Genomic DNA, 17,595 nt, shown 5'->3' on the forward strand with positions numbered 1-17,595 from the left:
CCCTGTACACGGACGGGCTGGTGGAGGATCCGGCGGTGCCGATCGACCAGGGGCTGGAGCGGCTGCGGAGCGTGCTCGGACGCCCCGGAGGGGAGGGGCTGGAGGGGCTCGCGGACCGGGTGCTGCGGGAGGTCGGCTCCACGCACCGGGTGGACGACGTCGCGCTGCTGCTCACCGAGTTCCGCGGGGTCGCGGAACGGTGAGGCGCGGGCGGCGACTTTCGTCGGGAGGCGGCGCTACGAAGGGTGACGGCGGCGGGCCCCTCGGTCCGGTTAGCCTCGGACGGGTGAACGCGATTGCACGGGCCTGCACGAAGGCGGTACGGACGGCGCTGCCCGGTCCCTGGGGTCCCTGGGCGGTGGTGCGCGAGGTGCTGTCCGTCCTGCTGCTGGGCGGGTTCGCCGTCCTGCTGGAGGTCGTCGGCAGCACCGGCTTCGCGGTGCCGGTCGGGATCGGGACCGTCCTGCTGTTCCTGCTGCGGCGGGCCTTCCCGGCGAGCGTCCTGCTGGTGACGGCGGCCGTGGCCGGCTGGGCCCCCGGACCGCTCCCGCTGCTCGTCGTGGCGGGCTGGGCGGCCGGCGCGCGGGTGCGCCGGGTCGGCGTGCTGGTCGCGACCTTCGTCGCGAGCTGGGTGCTGTTCACCGTGACCGGCGTACTGAAGGACGCCGGCTCGATGTCGCCGAAGGCGATCATCGCGATCTCGCTGGGCGGCTTCCTGATCACGGCGGTGCTGCCCGCCCTGTGGGGGCGCTACCGGGCGCAGCGCCGCGCGCTCCTGGACGCGCTGCGGGAGCGCAACGACCAGCTGGTGCGCGAGCGCGTCATGGTGGTGCACCAGGCGCGGCTGCGCGAGCGGCACCGGATCGCCCAGGACATGCACGACAGCCTCGGCCACCAGCTCGCGCTGATCTCGGTGCACTCCGGCGCGCTGGAGGTGGACCGCACGCTCACCGACCGGCAGCGCGAGGCGGTCGGCGTGCTGCGGCAGGCGGCGGTGGCCGCGATGCGGGAGCTGCGCGAGGTGGTGGGCGTGCTGCACGACGAGTCGACGGCGGTGCCGCCGGCGCCGACGTCGGCGGGTGCGTCCGGCGGCCGGGGCGGGGTGGACGGGATCGAGGGTCTCGTCGAGTCCTCGCGCGCCGCCGGGGCGGAGGTGTCCTTCCGCAAGGAGGGGGAGCGGTGTGCGCTGCCCGCCGCCGTCGACCACGCGGCGTACCGGATCGTGCAGGAGGCGCTCACCAACGCGCACAAACACGCCCCCGGTGCGCCGATCGCGGTCGCGCTCCGGTACGAGCCGGACGCGCTCGTGGTCGAGGTCACCAATCCGCGTGCGCCGGAGCTCGTGGGCGCGCGTGCCGGGGTCGGGCAGGCGGTCAGCGGCGGGCAGGGCCTGACCGGCCTGCGGGAGCGCGCCCGGCTGGTCGGCGGCATGGTGCACGCGGGAGCGACGCCCGACCAGGGCTTCCGGCTGGCGGGGATGCTCCCGTACGAAGGGGCCGCGGACGGCGGGGGCGACGGCGGCGAGGCCGGCCCCGGGATCGAGGACTGGGTGCTGGAGGGCCTGCCCGCCGTCGAGGACGGCGGCCGGCGGCGCAGTCCGGCGCTGGGGTGCGCGGTGGGGGTGGTGGGTGTCGGGCTCACCGTGCTGGGACTGCTCGTGTGGGGCCTGTGGGCCTTCGTCCAGGCCAGCGACAGCGCGACCGTGAAGAAGGACGCCTATGACGGGATCCGGGTCGGGCAGTCGGAGTCGGACGTGCTCGGCCGGCTGCCGCGCGGGGCCTCCTGGCTGACCGACGGCTTCGACAAGGGCGGGCCGCCGGTGCCGGAGGGCGCGCACTGCGTGTACTTCCAGGCCGAGGACTCGAAGGAGAAGTTCGGCGAGGACAACGCGGTGCGCTTCTGCTTCAAGGACGGCGTCCTGGTGGACAAGGAGCACTACCGGGTCAAGGAGTGACCGGGCCGGTCGAGGTCCGGCCGCGTCCGGATGTGAGGATGGTGGCGTCGCCCATCCAGCACCGTTCGAGGAGATGTCCAGCGTGATCCGAGTCCTCGTCGCCGACGACGAGCCGCTCATCCGGGCCGGGATCAGGATGATCCTCGCCTCCGCCGACGACATCGAGGTGGTCGCGGAGGCCGCCGACGGACGGCGCGCGCTGGAGCTCGCGCGGGCGCACCGGGTGGACGTCGTGCTGCTGGACATCCAGATGCCGGTGATGGACGGGCTGACGGCACTCGGGGAGCTCTCGAAGGCCGCACCCGGCGCGCGGGCCTTGATCCTCACCACCTTCGGCGAGCGCGAGAACGTCCTGCGCGCCGTGACCGAGGGGGGCGCGGGGTTCCTCCTCAAGGACACGGCACCGGCCGAGCTGATCCAGGCGGTGCGCGCGGCGGCCAGCGGCAACGCCTTCCTGTCACCCGCCGCGACCAGGCACATCGTCGATTCGCTGGCCTCCGGGCGCAGCGGCTCGGCGGCCGCCCGCAGCGCGGAGGCGCGGCGCCGGCTGGAGGTGCTCACCGGCCGTGAGCTGGAGGTTCTCGCGCTGCTCGGCGAGGGGCTGTCCAACGCCGACGCCGGCGCGCGGATCCACATGAGCGAGGCGACGGTGAAGACCTACGTGAGTCGGATCCTGGCCAAGTTGGGCTGCGAGAACCGGGTCCAGGCGGCGCTGCTGGCACGGGACGCGGAGCTGGACGGGCGCGGCTGAGCGTGTTCCCGTGACGACGGAGCGTGGCGAGTGTGACGCAGGTCACTCAACTGCCGCGCGGAGGCGGGAACTTCGGTTATTTCAATGACGGTCCGTCAGTGATCCGTGACGGTCCGTCGATAGTGCGCGCGGTCTGATGAATGGACAGGTGTGACCGAGCGCACGGGAATTGAACATCTGATCTTGAAAATCCGATCAAATGCGGTCCAACTGGACGTCGCTTCTTGATCGATACCGCCGGTAACAGTCAACTGACCTGCGTACCCGAAGAATTGCTTGCCGTGCCGACCAAACCGCCCCTAGCTTCATTGGCGGCGCAACGAGCGCTACCCGGGTTCACCCCGACGCACGGCCCGCCGACTGACCCCCGGCGCGAGGGCCGTACCGCCGACGCGACCGGCCGTACCCAGGCCGTCGGCGAGCGGAGGTGCCGGGACGGCACGGCACGTCCGACACGTGCCCCGCCGTCCATCGAGTGAGGCGAACGGATTCGACCGGCCCCGTCCAGGGCCTGGTTCCGTCTGCCTGCCCGGGGCTTGTCGAGAGGATCTCCATGAATCCCCGTCACGAGACCGCCACTGCCACCGACTCCACGACCTCCACCCCCGCCTCCGCCAAGCGCAACCGCCTGCGGATCGGGATCGTCGCGGGTGCCGCCGTCGCGGCCCTGCCGGTTGCCGGCCTCGTCACGGCCACCTCGGCCTCCGCCGCGCCCACCTCGGCCTGGGACGCCGTCGCCCAGTGCGAGAGCGGCGGCAACTGGAGCATCAGCACCGGAAACGGGTTCTACGGCGGGCTGCAGTTCGCCTCCGGCACCTGGGCCGCGTACGGCGGGACCGCGTACGCCTCCCAGGCCAACCACGCGACCAAGGCGCAGCAGATCGCGGTCGCCGAGAAGGTCCTCGCCTCCCAGGGCCCGGGCGCGTGGCCCGTGTGCTCGCACAAGGCGGGCCTGAGCAAGGGCGGAGCCCCGGCGGAGGTCGCGGATTCCGTGAACGACGCCCCGGCCAAGCCCGCACAGCCGGCGGCCAAGCCGGCCGCGAAGCCGTCGAAGCCGGCGGCGAAGCAGGGCACCAGGCAGGGTGCCGAGCGGGGCACTGGGCAGGACACCAACCAGGCGGCCAAGCCCGCGACCAGGTCGACGCCGCGGACGCAGCCGCAGGCGCAGCAGGCACCGGCCCAGCCGGCCAAGCCCGCTCCGTTGACCCCGAAGAGCAGCGCGAACGGCGGCTACACCGTGCAGAGCGGTGACACGCTGAGCGAGATCGCGGCCAGGTTCGGCACCGACACCGACACGCTGTACGGCAAGAACCTCCGCACCATCGGCGACGACCCGGACCTGATCTTCCCGGGGCAGGACCTGACCGTCTGACGCATCGTCGCCACCGTTCGACCGCACACCGAGCGGCCATCCCGGGACCCGGGGATGGCCGCTCCGCGCGTTGTGGGGGCGGGGCCGGGGTCCCGGCTCCTCGGCAGGGCCGCGCGGCGCCCCAGGGGGCCCTGCGCGGCCCTTCGGCGTGTCGGGCCCGCGCCGGCGGTCCGCAGGCGGGGCATCGCGCCTGGTCGGACGGCGTGTCGATAGGGTCGCCCGATGGTGCGACTGATACCCGACGACGAGCTGGTGGGCTCGTCCGTGGTGGCCAACAACACGATGAACCGCGAGCGCGGCCTCAGCGGGGTGAACAGCTATGCGCGGGAGCTGGGGTTCGACCCGGCCGAATGGCTGCTCGGGCGCGGCGGGGCCGCGCCGGCCTGGCTGGATCTGTGCAGCGGCGAGGGGCGCGCGATGGTCGAGGCGGCGCGTCGGCTTCCGGCGGGGGCGGTTCTGACGGGCGTGGATCTCGTCGGTCCGCTCGCGCCGCCACCTGATGCCGATTCACTACCGGGACTGCGGTTGGTCACGGCGGCGCTCGCGGACTGGACCTCGCGCCGGTCGTACGACCTGATCACGTGCGTCCACGGCCTGCACTATCTGGGCGACCAGCTGGGCGTCATCGCCAGGGCCGCCGCGTGGCTCGCGCCGGACGGGCGGTTCGCCGCGCACTTCGACCCGGAGTCGGTGCGGTGGGCGGACGGGTCGAGTGCGGGGCGGGCGGTGGTCGCGGCGTTGCGCGAGGCCGGGTTCGAGTACCGGGCGCGGCGGCACCTGCTGGTACTGGAGGGCGGGCGGAGCGTTCACCTGCCGTTCGCGTACGCCGGGGCGGACGCGGATGCCGGGCCGAACTACACCGGGCAGCCGGCGGTGGCGTCGCACTACCGCGCACACTGTTGAACCTTCAACGCAACGTCCGAATACCGCCGGAGGTTTGCGCCGCCGCCGTCGAGGATCGAGTCGTGCCCGACAACGGGCTTTCAGTACTCGCGACTTGGGAGACGGCGATGAACGGTGTGATGGGGCTCGACGGCAAGGTGGCCCTGGTGACCGGCGGGAGCCGGGGGATCGGGGAGGCGATCGCGCTGCGGCTGGCCGAGGACGGTGCGGACGTCGTCCTCACCTACCAGGGGAGCGCCGAGCGGGCCGAGGCCGTCGCGGCGAAGATCACCGCGGCTGGGCGGCGCGGCTGGGCGGTCCGGGCGGACTGCGCCGACCCGCAGGAGGTCCGGGCCGTGGTGGCCGCGGCCGTCGAGCGGTTCGGGCGGCTCGACGTCCTGGTGAACAACGCCGGCGTCGGGGCCATGGGGCCGATCGGCGACATGACGGCGGCGGACGTCGACCGCGTGCTGGAGGTGAACGTCCGGGCGCCGTTCCTGTTCGCCCAGGCGGCCGCGCCGCTGCTGTCCGAGGGCGGGCGGATCGTCACGATCGGCAGCTGCATCGCCAAGCGGGTCGCCTTCGGCGGCGCCGTGCTGTACGCGACCAGCAAGGCCGCGACGATCGGGCTGACCAAGGCGCTGGCCCGCGAGCTGGGGCCGCGCGGGATCACGGTGAACGTGGTCCACCCCGGGCCGATCGACACCGACATGAACCCGGCGGACGGCGAGTCGGCCGCGTTCCAGGCCGGGCTGACCTCGCTCGGGCGCTACGGCACGGGGGCGGACGTCGCGGCGGCCGTCGCGTACCTGGTGGGCGAGGACGGCCGGTACGTCACGGGCGCCGAGCTCGCGGTGGACGGCGGCTTCGCGGCCTGACGGACGCGCCGGGCTCCCCGGCTCCGGCCTCGGCCCCCCGCCCCCGGCCCCGGCGTGGCGCCGGAGCCGGGGGCCGGGCGATGGTTCGTGGTCGCGGTTAGCATCACGGGGACCGATCACCTGCCGTCCCAGGAGGGCCGTGCCATGACCGCGACCGACGACCCGATCGACCTGCTCGCCCGGGCGCTCGCCCAGACCGCCGGCCTGATCGACGGCACCGGCGTCGAGCTGGCTGGCCACCCGACGCCCTGCCGCTCGTGGGACGTCGGCACACTGATCGGCCATCTCCTGTTCGACCTGCGGCAGTTCACCGTCCAGGCGCGCGGCGGCCGGCCGGACTGGTCGCAGTCCTTCGAGCGGGTGGAGGCGGACTGGCTGCACGCCTTCGAGGCCGGCGCCGAGGAGCTGGTCGACGCCTGGCGGGAGGCCGGGGAGCTCACCGGCACGCTGGAGGTGCCCGGGGTGGGGTCGTTTCCGGCCCGCTTCCCGGTGGACCAGGAGGTCGCGGAACTGGCCGTCCACGCCTGGGATTTGGCCAAATCCACCGGGCAGTCCACGGACGGGCTGGACCACGAGGTGGCACTCGCCGCGCTCGCGTGGGCGCGCGGAGCGCTCAAGCCGGGGTACCGGGGCGCGGACGAGGCCTCCTTCGCGTTCGGCCCCGAGGTCGCCGTGCCGGAGGACGCGCCGCCGTACGACCGGCTGGCGGGGTTCTTCGGGCGCGACCCCAAGGCGGTCGTCCCGGGGGCGTGAACCGGCGGGGCGGGGGCGTGCGGAGCGCGCGCGGGCAACGGAGTGCGCCGCGCGCCCCGTTGCACGTGCGCGGCCCGCCTTTCTAACGTCCGGTCATGACCATTTCCACGGAGCCCATCGGCAGCATCCCGCGCTCGTCCGCGCTGCTCGCCGCCATCGCCGAGCACGCCGAAGGGCGGCTCTCCGACGCGGACTTGAAGAAGCTGCAGGACGAGGCCACCGCCGAGACCCTCGCCCGGCTGGAGGAACTCGGCTGCCCCGTCCTGGTGGACGGCGAGCAGGCCAAGCCGAGCTTCGCGACGTACCCCCTGACGGGTCTGAAGTCCCTCGACGGGGGCGGCGCCGTCATCCCGTTCGCCGACGGGCACACCCGGCAGCTGCCGAGCCTGACCGCCGGGCCGTTCCGGTACCAGGTGCGCGCCGACACCTACCTGCGGGACGCGCTGCGCCACACGTCGAAGCCCGTCAAGCAGGCCGTCATCGCGCCGTCCGCGCTCAGCCTCCTCTACCCGGCCGGCGGCATCGACGGGTATGCGCGGGGGGTGTTCCTGGACGACCTGGTCGACGAGGCCGAGGCGGACATCCGGGGCTGCCTGGACGCGGGCGCCCACACCGTCCAACTCGACTTCACCGAGGGGCGGTTGTCGCTCAAGCTGGACCCGTCCGGCGGCCTCCTGGACGACTTCGTGGCCCTCAACAACCGGGTGCTCGAACGCTTCTCCGCGGAGGAGCGGGCGCGCATCGGTGTGCACACCTGCCCGGGCGGGGACCTCGACTCCACCCACAGCCTGGACGTCGACTACGCCGGGCTGCTGCCGAAGCTCTTCCAGCTGAAGGCCGGCAAGTTCTACGTGCAGCTGGCGAGCGAGGCCGACCCTGACCGCGTCCTGGCCGTCATCGCGGACCACCTCCCCTCGGACGCCAAGGTGTTCATCGGGGTGACCGACCCGATCGACCCCCGGGTGGAGACCGCGGAGGAGGTGCGCGACCGCGTGCTGGCGGCGGCCCGGCACATCCCGGTCGACCGGCTGGGCACCACCGACGACTGCGGGTTCTCGCCGTTCGCCGACGACACCTCCACCTCGCGCGAGACCGCGTTCGCCAAGATCGCGGCGCGGGTGCAGGGCACGGCGCTGGCGGCGAAGGAGCTCGGCGTGTGAGCCGGGTGTGAACCTCGGCCCCGGCGGGATTCGGCCTCCGCCGGGGCTGTCCGCTCCGCCTACGACGCCGGCCGGGTGGCGGCCGCGGCCTGCTTGATCGCCTCGCGGATGCGGGGGTAGGTGCCGCAGCGGCAGATGTTCTGGATCTGGTCGATGTCGGCGTCCGTCGGGGCGGGGGTGCGGCGCAGCAGGGCGGCGGCGGTCATGATCTGGCCGGGCTGGCAGAAGCCGCACTGGGCGACGTCGCAGGCGAGCCAGGCCTCCTGGACGGGGTGCAGGGTGTCGCCGTCGGCGAGGCCCTCGATCGTGGTGACGGCGCGGCCCGCGCAGTCCTTGACCGCCATCGTGCAGGGCTGGAACTCCAGGCCGTCCAGGTGGCTGGTGCAGGCGCGGCAGACGCCCACGCCGCAGCCGTACTTGGGGCCGGTGACGCCGAGCTTGTCGCGCAGCACCCAGAGCAGCGGCATGTCGTCCGGCGCGTCGACGGTGACCGGCTGTCCGTTGAGGACGAAGGTGTGGCTGGGCATGGGGAGGCGGGGTCCTTCGACGGGAACGTGGGTGGGAGGGTCAGAAGTTGATCGGGAACGAGCGCGGGCTCGTGCCGGTCGCGCGGGCGTAGGCGTTGGCCACCGCGGCGGAGGCGGCGGGGACGCCCAACTCGCCCGCGCCGCCGGGCGGTCCGCTCGGCGGCATGAGGTGGATCTCGACGACGGGCGGGGAATGCCGCTGCCGCGCGTAGTGGAAGTCTCCGTAACTACCTTCGCGGAAGGCGCCGTTGTCGAGGTGGTTGCCGGCCTGGAGGATCACCGAGATGCCGTCCATCAGCGCGCCGGTCAACTGGGCTTCCAGGCCTCGGGGGTTGACCACCTGGCCGACGTCGGCGGCGATCACGGCCTTGGTGACGCGCGGGTTCTTCGGGTCGGTGGCGTCGATTTCGACGAGGTAGGCGGCGCGCCCGCCGTTCTCGTCGTGGTAGCCGACGCCCTGGGCCTGGCCGGGCGGCATCGGGCGGCCCCAGTTCCCGGCCGTGGCCGCGGCGTCCAGGACGGCCCGGCCGGCGGCGTCGCGCAGCCGGGCGCGGCGGAAGGCCACCTCGTCCTGGCCCATCCGGCGGGCGAGTTCGTCCATCATGATCTCGTCGGCGACCCGGACGGTGCCGGAGTAGACCGAGCGCCAGCTGCCGGTGTGCACGTCCAGGGGTACTTCGGTGAGCAGCTGGGTCGGGAGTCCGACGTTGTAGGGGTTCTTCTCGGCGAGGAGGAAGAAGGCCTGGTTGAGGCTGATCCCGGCGAGCGAGAGGTTGAACCCGGCGGCGGTCAGGGCCTCGCCGAGGCCGTGCCGCATGTCGGTCTTGACGGTGGCGGCGCGGTGCTCGTAGCTGAGCACCTGGCCGAGGGCGTGGGTGGCCCGGACGCGGTGGTGGCTCGCGGGGCGCATGCGGCCGTGGCGCATGTCGTCGTTGCGCGTCCACATGAGCTTGACCGGGCGGCCGGCCGCCCTGGAGATCTGCGCGGCCTCCAGCGCGGCGTCGAAGAACAGCCGTCGCCCGAACGAGCCGCCGCCGCGCACCACGTGGACCGTCACGGCGTCCTGGGGGAGGCCGAGTTCGGCGGCGATGGTCTGCTGGGCGACGATCGGGGTCTGCGCGGCGAACCAGAGTTCGGCCCGGCCCGGCCGCACGTCCGCGATCGCCGTCAGGACCTCCATCGGGGCGTGGTTGACGAAGGCGAAGTCGAACTCGCCGTCCACGTGGGCGGTGAGCAGCGGCGGGACGAGGAACGGCGCGTGGGCGGCGCGGAGCCGGTCGCGGACGTCGGCGTCGGACAGGCCGGCGGCCGGGCCCGGGTGCCAGGTGGTGACGAGTGCGTCGCGGGCCTTCAGCGCCTGGTCGAAGGTCTCGGCGAGGACGGCGACGCCGCTCGGGATCCGTACGACGCCGAGCACGCCGGGCATGGCGCGGGCGGCGGTGGCGTCCAGGGAGTCGAGCGTGCCGTTGACGGTGGTCGGGCGGGCGACGACGGTCGGCACGGCGCCCGGGACGGCCAGGTCCCCGGTGTACTTGGCGCGGCCGGTGACGATGTCGCGGGCGTCGATGCGGCCGGTGGGCCTGCCGACGAGGCGCAGCCGGTCCGCCGTCTTGGGGGCCGAGGGCACGGCCGGGACGGTGATCGCCGCGGCGTCGGCGGCGAGTTCGCCGTAGCCGGCGCGGCGGCCGTCCGGGGCGAGGACGGCGGAGTCGGCGGTGCGCAGGGTGCCGGCGGGGAGGTCCCAGCGGCGCGCGGCGGCGGTCACCAGGCGGGCGCGGGCGGCGGCAGCGGCGGCGCGCACCGGGTCGTACAGCGAGCGCACCGAGTTGGAGGCGCCGGTGAGCTGGTTGAACAGCAGCTCGGGGCGGCCGTCGGAGAGCGGCACGTCGACGTCGGCGAGGCGGGCGTCGAGTTCGTCGGCGACGAGCATCGCGACGGCGGTGGTGAGGCCCTGGCCGACTTCCAGGCGGGGCAGGTGCAGGACGGCGCGCCCGGCGGCGGTGAGCTCCAGGACGAGCAGGTGGGAGGTCGGCAGGCCGGCCAGGATGAGGGCGTCGCCGAGGTCCAGGACGTCCGGGATGCCCGGCAGGCCGATCAACTGCGGCGGTGCGGAGCTGGTTTGAGCATTCCCGGCGGTCATCGCGGCGGTCTTCGCGGCGGCGTTGACGGCGGCGCGCGCGGTGGCCGGGGCGGCGGCGTCCAGGCCGAGCCGGGCGGCGACGGTGAGGGTGGGCGCGGCGAGGAGGTAGGTGAGGAAGCGGCGGCGACCGGGTTCGGCGTCGGGTGCGTCGGCCGCGTCGGGCGCGCCGGGGGCGCCGCCCGAGGGGGCGGTGGAGGTGGTGATGGGAGGAGCCCTTCGAGCCGGTGACGGCGCCGGTACGGTCGGTGCCGGGTCGCGAACGCCGTTGAGCATAGGAGGGCGTTACTGACGGGTCAACACCGGCAAATTTGGTCCGGCGGGCGGGTCGCTTGCGGGCGAACGGATGACGCCGTCGCACGGTGGTTCAGCCGTCGCGTGCCGGTGCGGGTGCCGATGGGCAAGTGGCCCAGGAAAGAGCTTGATCATTGACTCTTCCGGATGGGCCACCGGCTCCCTAGGCTGGCGTGCGAACCGTTGCGAACGGGCGGCCCGCGCGCCGTCCACCGACCTGTCAGGAGCGAAGTGCCGACTCGTCTCGTCCCGCCCGCCGGGCCCCAGCGGACGCTCGCCGCCGCCCAGTTGGCGAGCGCCGTCGGGGACGGTGCCTACTACACCTGCTCCGCGCTCTACTTCACGCACGTCGTCGGGATGTCCGCGGCCCGCCTCGGCATCGGCCTCGCCGTCGCGTGGGCGCTCGGCTCGCTCGCGGGCGTGCCGCTGGGCCAGCTCGCCGATCAGCGGGGCCCGCGCCGCACGGCGGTGGGGCTCGCGCTGGCGACGGCGGCGGTCGTCGCGCTGTTCCTGGTGATCCGCTCCTACCCGCTGTTCCTGGCCGCCATCTGCCTCTACGCGACCACCCAGTCCGGGCTCACCGCCGCGCGCCAGGCGCTCGTCGGCGGGCTGGTGTCGCCCGCGGAGCGGACCGGCCTGCTGGCCCACCTGCAGTCGACGCTCAACGGCGGACTGGCGGTCGGCGCCGCGATCGGCGGCATCGCGCTGACCGTCGGCACCCGCGAGGCGTACCTCGGGGCGTTCGTCGTGACCTCGCTCGGGTTCGTCGTCGGCGGGCTGGTCCTGCTGCGGCTGCCCGAAGTCCCTTCGACGGCGGGCCAGTCGAGGCCGGGGCCGCGCTTCGAGGTGCTGACGGACCGCCGGTACGCCGTCGTCGCGCTCGTCAACACCGTTCTGCTGCTGCGGATGCCGCTGCTGAGCCTCGTGATCCCGCTCTGGCTTGCGCAGCGGGCGTCGGGCCTCGGCTGGCTCGGGTCCGTGCTGTTCGTCCTCAACACCGTGGGTGTGATGGCGTTCCAGGTGCGGGTGGCGCGCGACGTCAGCGACCCCGCGTCGGGTTCGCGCGCGGTGCGCTCGGCCGGTGTGCTGCTGCTCGGCTCGTGCGCGGTGTTCGGCCTCTCGGCGCTGGACGTGCCCGAGTGGGCGTTCGCGGCGCTGCTGCTGGGCGGCTCGGTCTTCCTGCTGGTGGGGGAGATGCGGCAGTCGGCCGGGTCGTGGCAGATCAGCTTCGACCTCGCGCCCGCCGACCGGATCGGGCAGTACCAGGGCTTCTTCGGGACGGGCGTCGCCGTCGCGCGGACCCTCGGGCCGCTCGTCCTCACGACGCTGCTGCTCGACGGCGGACTGCCCGGCTGGCTCGTGCTCGGCGCGGTGTTCCTGGCGGCCGGCTACGCGATGGGCCCGGCCGTCCGGTGGGCCGAGCGCGACCGGCGTCACCCGTCGTCGGGCTCCTCGGCGCCGCTCACCGCCGCGTCCGACGCGCTGACGTCCGCGGCCCCGACGCCGGCCACCGCCGCCGAGGCGCCGTAGAGGTCGTCGTCGCCGCCGTAGGGCTGCTCCTCACCCTTCCGGCGGGGCCCGCGCTCGTCGCGGCCGTCGAAGAGGTCGTCCGGCTCCCCGGTGTCCAGGCGGGCCAGCGGCCCAGCCGCATCGTCGTCCCGCCGGTCGCCGTGGGCCCGCCGGCCGTCGTGGGGCTGCCTGTCACCGGCCATCGCGTGCTCCCAAGGCCGCCGTTGCTCCGGATACGTCCGATCGTACTCCGGCGCTGCACGGCCGGACCGGCGCCGGAAAACGGTGGCCCCGGCTCGCCGCCCGCTGGCATGCTGGCCGCGTGGACACCCCGGACAGACCGCAGATCTTCGTCGACTTCGCCCCTGAGCTGCACCTCTTCGTCGCCGGCCGGCGCCGCGAGGGCCGGTCCGAGCTGCGCACCGACGGCACCTCGACGCTCGGCCACGTCGTCGAGTCCCTAGGGGTGCCGCTCACCGAGGTCGGGGCCCTGCTCGTCGACGGCCGCCCGGTGCCCGACTCGCACGTCCCGGCCGACGCCGAACACGTCGAGGTGCGCGGCGTGGCCCGCCCGCAGCCCGCCCCGGGCCCGCTGCGCTTCCTGCTCGACGTCCACCTCGGCACCCTCGCCCGCCGCCTTCGCCTGCTCGGCGTCGACGCCGCCTACGAGAACCCGGACATCGGCGACGCCGCCCTCGCCGCCCGCTCCGCCGCCGAGCGGCGCGTCATGCTCTCGCGCGACCGCGGCCTGCTGCGCCGCCGCGAACTCTGGGCCGGCGCCTACGTCTACAGCCACCGCCCGGCCGAGCAGCTGCGCGACGTCCTCTCCCGCTTCGCCCCGCCGCTGGCCCCGTGGAGCCGCTGCACGACGTGCAACGGGACGCTGCGCACGGTGGAGAAGACGACGGTGCGCGAGCAGCTGCACGACGGCACCGAGCGCTCGTACGACGCGTTCGCGCAGTGCGCGGACTGCGGCCAGGCGTACTGGCGCGGCGCGCACCACGCGCGGCTGGACGCGATCGTGGCGGACGCGGTCCGCGAGTTCGGCGGGACGGCCGTCACGGCGGGTGACTGAGCGCACCGGGTGACCCGAGGGGTGACCCGGACGGCGGGCTCAGGGTAAAGCCAGGGACCGGTCCTCTGGCGGGCGTTCCGCAGCGCGTGATCCCATCGGCGGTGGGGGGCGAGCCAGCGGTGTTCCGTCGTGGAAGACGTGCCAGAGAGGCCGGGTCCGATTCACATGCATTCGTTGAACGTGCAGCCGTTCGGGACGACAGATGTAGGCGAGGCGCCCGTCGTGGTGGCGCCGGACGGTGCGGCGGTGTTCCCGCTGCTCGACCTGGCCGGGCAGGGGAGCCTCGCGGTCTTCGAGCTCGCACCCGGGGACGTGACGCGCGCGGTGTCGCACGCCACCGTGCAGGAACTGTGGTTCGTCACCGAGGGCCGCGGCCGGCTGTGGCGCCGGCAGGGGGACCGCGAGGAGACCGTCCCGCTCGCCCCCGGGACGGCCGCCTCGATACCGCTGGGCACCGCGTTCCAGTTCCGGGCGGACGACGACGCCGAAGGGCCGCTGCGCATCGCGGCCGTCACGATGCCGCCGTGGCCGGGGACGGACTCCGAGGCCCGCCCGGAGAAGGGTCCGTGGGAGGCGACGGTCCGATGAGCCGTGGAGGGGGGAGGCTCCGCCGCGCCTCGGCGGCGGCGGTCGCGGCACTGACCGTCCTCGGGCTGTCGACGGTCCCGGCCGCTGCCGCACCGCCGGCCGAACCGCACCTGCGGTCGCTGTACGTGCCCATGCCCGACGGCGTGCGGCTGGCCGTCGACGTCCACCTGCCCGCCGGCACCACCGCGGGCGCGAACCTGCCGACGGTCCTGGTCACCCAGCGCTACTGGCGGGCCCGCGTCCAGCAGGGCGTCCCCGACCAGGGCGAGAGCGGCGACGCGGCGGGGTGGAACGCCCGCGGCTACGCCTACGTCGTCGCCGACCTGCGCGGCACCGGCGCGTCCTTCGGCACGCTGGACGCCGAGATCGGCGAGAAGGCCGTCGCCGACAGCGGCTCCCTGAGCGACTGGATCGCCGCGCAGCCCTGGTCGGACGGTCGGGTCGGCACCACCGGCGTCTCCTACGGCGGCGACACGGCGATGCTCGCCACCGCGCTCGGCGACCACCACATCACCGCCGCCGCGCCGGTCTCCTACGACTTCGACCCGTACGAGGACCTGGTGCGCCCCGGCGGGGTGCTCATCGAACCGCGGATCGCGCCCTACGCGATGCTCCTGCGGATCCTCGACCGGTCGGCCGGCACCACCTGCGACACCAGCGCCGAGACCCGGGCGGTGTGCGACGCCACCGGCCTCACCGGCGCGATCCCGCGGCCGGTGGACGGTCCGGACGGCCTCGCGCTGCTGGCCGCCGCCCGGGCCGAGCACGCGGGCAACGCCAACCTCGTCGAGATGGCCCACCAGGGCGCCTACCGCGACTACCAGGACGGCCCGAAGAGCTGGACGGTCGGCAGCGTCGGCGAGAGGACCGACGCCGTCGAGGCGGGCGCGGTGCCCGTCCTGACGGACGCCGGCTGGCTCGACGCGGGCACCGCCAACGGCGTGCTGTCCCAGTTCACCACCCTGTCGAACACCCAGGACGCGTGGATCGGCCCGTGGAGCCACGGCATGGCGTGGATCGCGGACCCGTTCCGGACCCCGCGCCACCTGACGGACGCCGAGCGCGCCCAACTCGACGACCGGACCGTCGCGTTCTTCGACCGGTACGTCAAGAACGGCGAACAGCCGGATGGCAAGCGGGAGTTGCACTACTACACCATGAACGAGGGGGTCTGGCGCACGACCGACCGCTTCCCGCTGCCCGGCACCCGCGACCGCCGCCTCTACCTCGACGGCGGAAACGCGCTCTCCTGGCAGCGCCCGGAGGAGGGCGGCGGCGGCGACGGCAAGGGCAGCGGCGGTACGGGCGGGGGCAGCGACACGCTCCGCCTCGACCCGACCGCCGGGACCGGCGCGTTCGACCGCTGGAACACCAACCTCACCGGGAACAAGGTCAGTTACCCCGACCGCGCCGCCGTGGACACCCGTCTCCTCAGCTACACCGGCCCGGCCCTCGGCCGCGACACCCGGGTGACCGGCCTCGGCCGCGTGGTCCTCGGCGTCACCGGGCTGGAGGGATCGGCGAACGGCGCCCTGCACGTGTACCTGGAGGACGTCACCCCGGACGGCCGCGTCACATATCTGACGGAGGGTCAACTCGCCCTGGCCGACCGCGCGGTGGCCGACCGGGACGACAACCCCGACTGGCGGAGCCTGCGCACGCCCCGCACGTACGCCGCCGCCGACGCGACCCCGTTCCCGCAGGGCCGCCCCGAGCGGGTGACGGTGGACCTGCTCCCCACCTCGGTGCTGTTCAAGGCGGGCGACCGGATCCGCGTCACGGTCGCCGCGGCGAACCCGGACTCGTTCCAGCTGCTCCCCGCCGACGGCCGCGCCGCGTACGCGATCGGCCACGGCGGAGCCCGTCCGTCCTACGTCGAACTCCCCGTCGTGGACTGACAGACGCCCCCGAGTCCTCCGCCCGTCACTGCGGCGGGTGGAGGGCGAGCGTCCAGGTGTGCGTGAGGTATTTGTTCGGCCGCTCGGGGTTGCGCTCGCGGACGACGGCCGTGAGGCGGTCGGCGGCCGTCCGCTCCAGCGTGGCGACGAACCGCCCACTCTCGCCTTCGGGCACGGCGAAGAGCTCGGCGAGCACGGTGTCCGTCAGGTCGCGGCCGACGGCCCGCAGCACGCCCGCGTCCAGGACCAGGACCGTGCCGTCGGACAGCACGACGGGCTCGCGCACCTGCGAGGACGTGAGCAGCAGGGCGCTGCGCTCGATCACGCCGCCGGGCAGGAGGCGCACGACGCGGCTCCCGGTCGGGGTCGCGCGGTCGGCCTCGACGACGCGCACGCCGGTGCCGACGACGTAGTGGCCGTAGCTGCGCCAGGTGTCGGTGACGTTGCCGTCGCGGTCGAACTGCCAGGTGTGGAAGTGGTCGTAGCCCTCCAGCCCGAGCAGGAACCGGCCCCCGCCGAGCGTCGCGCCGCGCTCGCCGCGGAGTTCGGCGACCAGGGTGCCGTCCGCGAGGTCGAGGAGGTAGGCGGGGCCGAGGTGGCCCCACGCGTGGTAGTTGATCGAGCCGGTGGTGACGAGGACGCGTCCGGAGGAGATGTGCGCCGCGTTGGGCGTCCCCGGGACGGGGCGGGTCCACCGGAGGCGCCCGGCGGTGTCGGTGCAGGTGATCTCGCCGGTGCGGCCGCCGATGACCAGGCCGTCGCGCGCGGCGAACGGCTCCTCGCGCACCGCGTAGACCGGGTCCATGCCGCGCTTGCGCTGCTGGTCGATGACGGTGACGTGCCAGTTCCCCATGCGGGTGATCGTAGGGTGTGCCCGGGCGTCGCACGGCAGGCGGGGGTTTGGAGGCGGGCCCAGGGAGCCCGTCAGGCCGGCACGGCCCGCCGGGTCAGCCAGTGGCCGATGGCGCCGGTGGAGAGCAGGCCGGCGAGCAGGACGACGAGCGGGAGCGCCGCCCCGGACGACCACGTGACGTCCCCCGCGCGCCCGGCCAGCAGGACGGCCGACGCCAGCGCCACCCCGGGGACGGAGAGCAGGGCGGGCCGCAGCCGGGCGAGGTCGTCCTCGGCGAGGGCGCCGAGCACGCCCACCCCGAGCGCGAGGCACCACACCCCGAGGCCCTGCGCGTCGGCCCGGCCGACCGCCCACGGCACGAGCCCGCCCCAGAAACGGGGAGCGAGCACCAGGCCGGTACCGAGGCCGAGCCACCCGCAGCCGAGCACCGCCAGCAGCGGCTTCGACCACGCGGGCAGCGGGGCGGTCCGGGCCGGGGGAGCGGTGACCGGCCGCCGGTACTGCACGACGAGGCAGAGCACCGACGCTGCGGCCAGCGCGCCGAGCACGGCCACCCAGCCCAGGCTGAACATCACCAGGACGATCAACCCGCCGGTGGCGACGTGCAGTTCGCGCCCGTCGGCGACGCTGACGGCGAACAGGCCGACGAGCACGACGGCGGTCGGCAGGACGAGCGTGCGCACCTCCTCCCACACCCGCGCGCGGCCGACCACGAGCAGCCCGGGGGAGACGCCGACCATGGCCGCGCCGATCAGCCCGGGGCTGAGCGCCTCCGGCGAGTGCCACGCGCCGAAGGCGTGCCCGGTCAGGCCCGCGACGGCCATCAGCGCGCCGGTCAGGATGCTGACGACCGCGACGACGGCGGACAGCGTCGTGATGGCGGGCGACAGCTCCCGGCCACCGAGGTCCGGGTCCTGGGTGCTCATGTGTACGGTCCTCCCGCGGAGTTGGTCGTCGGCCCGGG

The 17,595-nt window shown here is 74.6% G+C and carries 17 protein-coding genes; 12 read left to right on the plus strand and 5 right to left on the minus strand.

What is annotated here, in order from left to right:
• The 8 genes from ACFXDE_RS17835 to ACFXDE_RS17870 all read left to right on the plus strand — a co-directional run.
• The coding region (locus ACFXDE_RS17835) for a SpoIIE family protein phosphatase (RefSeq protein ID WP_380495253.1) at positions 1-203 on the plus strand (203 nt) is incomplete at its 5' end.
• A gap of 83 nt (positions 204-286) precedes the next feature.
• Positions 287-1,954: a sensor histidine kinase gene (locus ACFXDE_RS17840; RefSeq protein WP_380495255.1), complete on the plus strand. Its 1,668-nt coding sequence runs from the start codon at positions 287-289 to the stop codon at positions 1,952-1,954.
• Between the two features lie 82 nt (positions 1,955-2,036).
• Positions 2,037-2,705 carry a response regulator transcription factor gene (locus ACFXDE_RS17845; RefSeq protein ID WP_359971371.1) on the plus strand — a complete coding sequence of 223 codons (669 nt, stop codon included), beginning with the start codon at positions 2,037-2,039 and terminating at the stop codon, positions 2,703-2,705.
• Positions 2,706-3,258: 553 nt separating this feature from the next.
• Positions 3,259-4,077 carry a transglycosylase family protein gene (locus tag ACFXDE_RS17850; RefSeq protein ID WP_380495258.1) on the plus strand — a complete coding sequence of 273 codons (819 nt, stop codon included), beginning with the start codon at positions 3,259-3,261 and terminating at the stop codon, positions 4,075-4,077.
• Positions 4,078-4,299: 222 nt separating this feature from the next.
• The gene (locus tag ACFXDE_RS17855) at positions 4,300-4,980 is read left to right on the plus strand and encodes a class I SAM-dependent methyltransferase (RefSeq protein WP_380495260.1); all 681 of its coding nucleotides are present in this window, start codon (positions 4,300-4,302) and stop codon (positions 4,978-4,980) included.
• 107 nt (positions 4,981-5,087) lie between these two features.
• Complete coding sequence (locus tag ACFXDE_RS17860; protein ID WP_380495262.1) at positions 5,088-5,837, plus strand: SDR family NAD(P)-dependent oxidoreductase; 750 nt, start codon at positions 5,088-5,090, stop codon at positions 5,835-5,837.
• Between the two features lie 144 nt (positions 5,838-5,981).
• Complete coding sequence (locus ACFXDE_RS17865) at positions 5,982-6,590, plus strand: TIGR03086 family metal-binding protein (RefSeq protein WP_380495264.1); 609 nt, start codon at positions 5,982-5,984, stop codon at positions 6,588-6,590.
• Between the two features lie 95 nt (positions 6,591-6,685).
• The gene (locus tag ACFXDE_RS17870; RefSeq protein WP_380495266.1) at positions 6,686-7,750 is read left to right on the plus strand and encodes a cobalamin-independent methionine synthase II family protein; all 1,065 of its coding nucleotides are present in this window, start codon (positions 6,686-6,688) and stop codon (positions 7,748-7,750) included.
• A 59-nt stretch (positions 7,751-7,809) separates the two neighbouring features.
• Here the strand turns inward: ACFXDE_RS17870 and ACFXDE_RS17875 are convergent, their stop codons facing one another.
• Together ACFXDE_RS17875 and ACFXDE_RS17880 are read right to left on the minus strand one after the other, a co-directional pair.
• The gene (locus ACFXDE_RS17875) at positions 7,810-8,277 is read right to left on the minus strand and encodes a (2Fe-2S)-binding protein (protein WP_380495268.1); all 468 of its coding nucleotides are present in this window, start codon (positions 8,275-8,277) and stop codon (positions 7,810-7,812) included.
• A 40-nt stretch (positions 8,278-8,317) separates the two neighbouring features.
• On the minus strand, positions 8,318-10,690 hold the full coding sequence (locus tag ACFXDE_RS17880; RefSeq protein ID WP_380495270.1) for a molybdopterin cofactor-binding domain-containing protein: 2,373 nt from the start codon (positions 10,688-10,690) through the stop codon (positions 8,318-8,320).
• A 249-nt stretch (positions 10,691-10,939) separates the two neighbouring features.
• Here ACFXDE_RS17880 and ACFXDE_RS17885 point away from each other — a divergent pair, with 249 nt between their 5' ends.
• Positions 10,940-12,238: an MFS transporter gene (locus tag ACFXDE_RS17885; protein ID WP_380495272.1), complete on the plus strand. Its 1,299-nt coding sequence runs from the start codon at positions 10,940-10,942 to the stop codon at positions 12,236-12,238.
• Here ACFXDE_RS17885 and ACFXDE_RS17890 read toward each other — a convergent pair.
• A complete protein-coding gene (locus tag ACFXDE_RS17890; protein ID WP_380442706.1) occupies positions 12,142-12,420 on the minus strand; it encodes a hypothetical protein in 279 nt (92 codons plus the stop codon). The genes ACFXDE_RS17885 and ACFXDE_RS17890 overlap by 97 nt on opposite strands.
• Positions 12,421-12,539: 119 nt before the next feature.
• Between ACFXDE_RS17890 and ACFXDE_RS17895 the strand changes: the two genes are divergently transcribed.
• The 3 genes from ACFXDE_RS17895 (at position 12,540) to ACFXDE_RS17905 (ending at position 15,778) form a co-directional block, all read left to right on the plus strand.
• Positions 12,540-13,292 carry a Mut7-C RNAse domain-containing protein gene (locus ACFXDE_RS17895; RefSeq protein ID WP_380495274.1) on the plus strand — a complete coding sequence of 251 codons (753 nt, stop codon included), beginning with the start codon at positions 12,540-12,542 and terminating at the stop codon, positions 13,290-13,292.
• A 180-nt stretch (positions 13,293-13,472) separates the two neighbouring features.
• Positions 13,473-13,880, plus strand: a complete 408-nt coding sequence (locus ACFXDE_RS17900; protein WP_380442721.1) for a cupin domain-containing protein — start codon at positions 13,473-13,475, stop codon at positions 13,878-13,880.
• A complete protein-coding gene (locus ACFXDE_RS17905; RefSeq protein WP_380495276.1) occupies positions 13,877-15,778 on the plus strand; it encodes a CocE/NonD family hydrolase in 1,902 nt (633 codons plus the stop codon). Before ACFXDE_RS17900 ends, ACFXDE_RS17905 begins: the two co-directional genes overlap by 4 nt.
• 25 nt (positions 15,779-15,803) lie before the next feature.
• On the opposite strand, the gene ACFXDE_RS17910 is transcribed toward ACFXDE_RS17905, so the two are convergent.
• The gene (locus ACFXDE_RS17910; protein ID WP_380495278.1) at positions 15,804-16,631 is read right to left on the minus strand and encodes a hypothetical protein; all 828 of its coding nucleotides are present in this window, start codon (positions 16,629-16,631) and stop codon (positions 15,804-15,806) included.
• Between the two features lie 71 nt (positions 16,632-16,702).
• The gene (locus tag ACFXDE_RS17915) at positions 16,703-17,557 is read right to left on the minus strand and encodes a hypothetical protein (RefSeq protein ID WP_380495280.1); all 855 of its coding nucleotides are present in this window, start codon (positions 17,555-17,557) and stop codon (positions 16,703-16,705) included.
• Positions 17,558-17,595: the final 38 nt, after the last annotated feature.

This window comes from Kitasatospora sp. NPDC059408 (assembly GCF_042751525.1).
Classification (GTDB): domain Bacteria; phylum Actinomycetota; class Actinomycetes; order Streptomycetales; family Streptomycetaceae; genus Kitasatospora.

Bases quoted from the DNA above. Each gene is read 5' to 3' on its own strand.
- ACFXDE_RS17850 (WP_380495258.1), top strand. From the start codon at position 3,259: ATGAATCCCCGTCACGAGACCGCCACTGCCACCGACTCCACGACCTCC.
- ACFXDE_RS17855 (WP_380495260.1), top strand. From the start codon at position 4,300: ATGGTGCGACTGATACCCGACGACGAGCTGGTGGGCTCGTCCGTGGTG.
- ACFXDE_RS17860 (WP_380495262.1), top strand. From the start codon at position 5,088: ATGAACGGTGTGATGGGGCTCGACGGCAAGGTGGCCCTGGTGACCGGC.
- ACFXDE_RS17865 (WP_380495264.1), top strand. From the start codon at position 5,982: ATGACCGCGACCGACGACCCGATCGACCTGCTCGCCCGGGCGCTCGCC.
- ACFXDE_RS17870 (WP_380495266.1), top strand. From the start codon at position 6,686: ATGACCATTTCCACGGAGCCCATCGGCAGCATCCCGCGCTCGTCCGCG.
- ACFXDE_RS17875 (WP_380495268.1), bottom strand. From the start codon at position 8,277: ATGCCCAGCCACACCTTCGTCCTCAACGGACAGCCGGTCACCGTCGAC.
- ACFXDE_RS17880 (WP_380495270.1), bottom strand. From the start codon at position 10,690: ATGCTCAACGGCGTTCGCGACCCGGCACCGACCGTACCGGCGCCGTCA.
- ACFXDE_RS17890 (WP_380442706.1), bottom strand. From the start codon at position 12,420: ATGGCCGGTGACAGGCAGCCCCACGACGGCCGGCGGGCCCACGGCGAC.
- ACFXDE_RS17905 (WP_380495276.1), top strand. From the start codon at position 13,877: ATGAGCCGTGGAGGGGGGAGGCTCCGCCGCGCCTCGGCGGCGGCGGTC.
- ACFXDE_RS17910 (WP_380495278.1), bottom strand. From the start codon at position 16,631: ATGGGGAACTGGCACGTCACCGTCATCGACCAGCAGCGCAAGCGCGGC.
- ACFXDE_RS17915 (WP_380495280.1), bottom strand. From the start codon at position 17,557: ATGAGCACCCAGGACCCGGACCTCGGTGGCCGGGAGCTGTCGCCCGCC.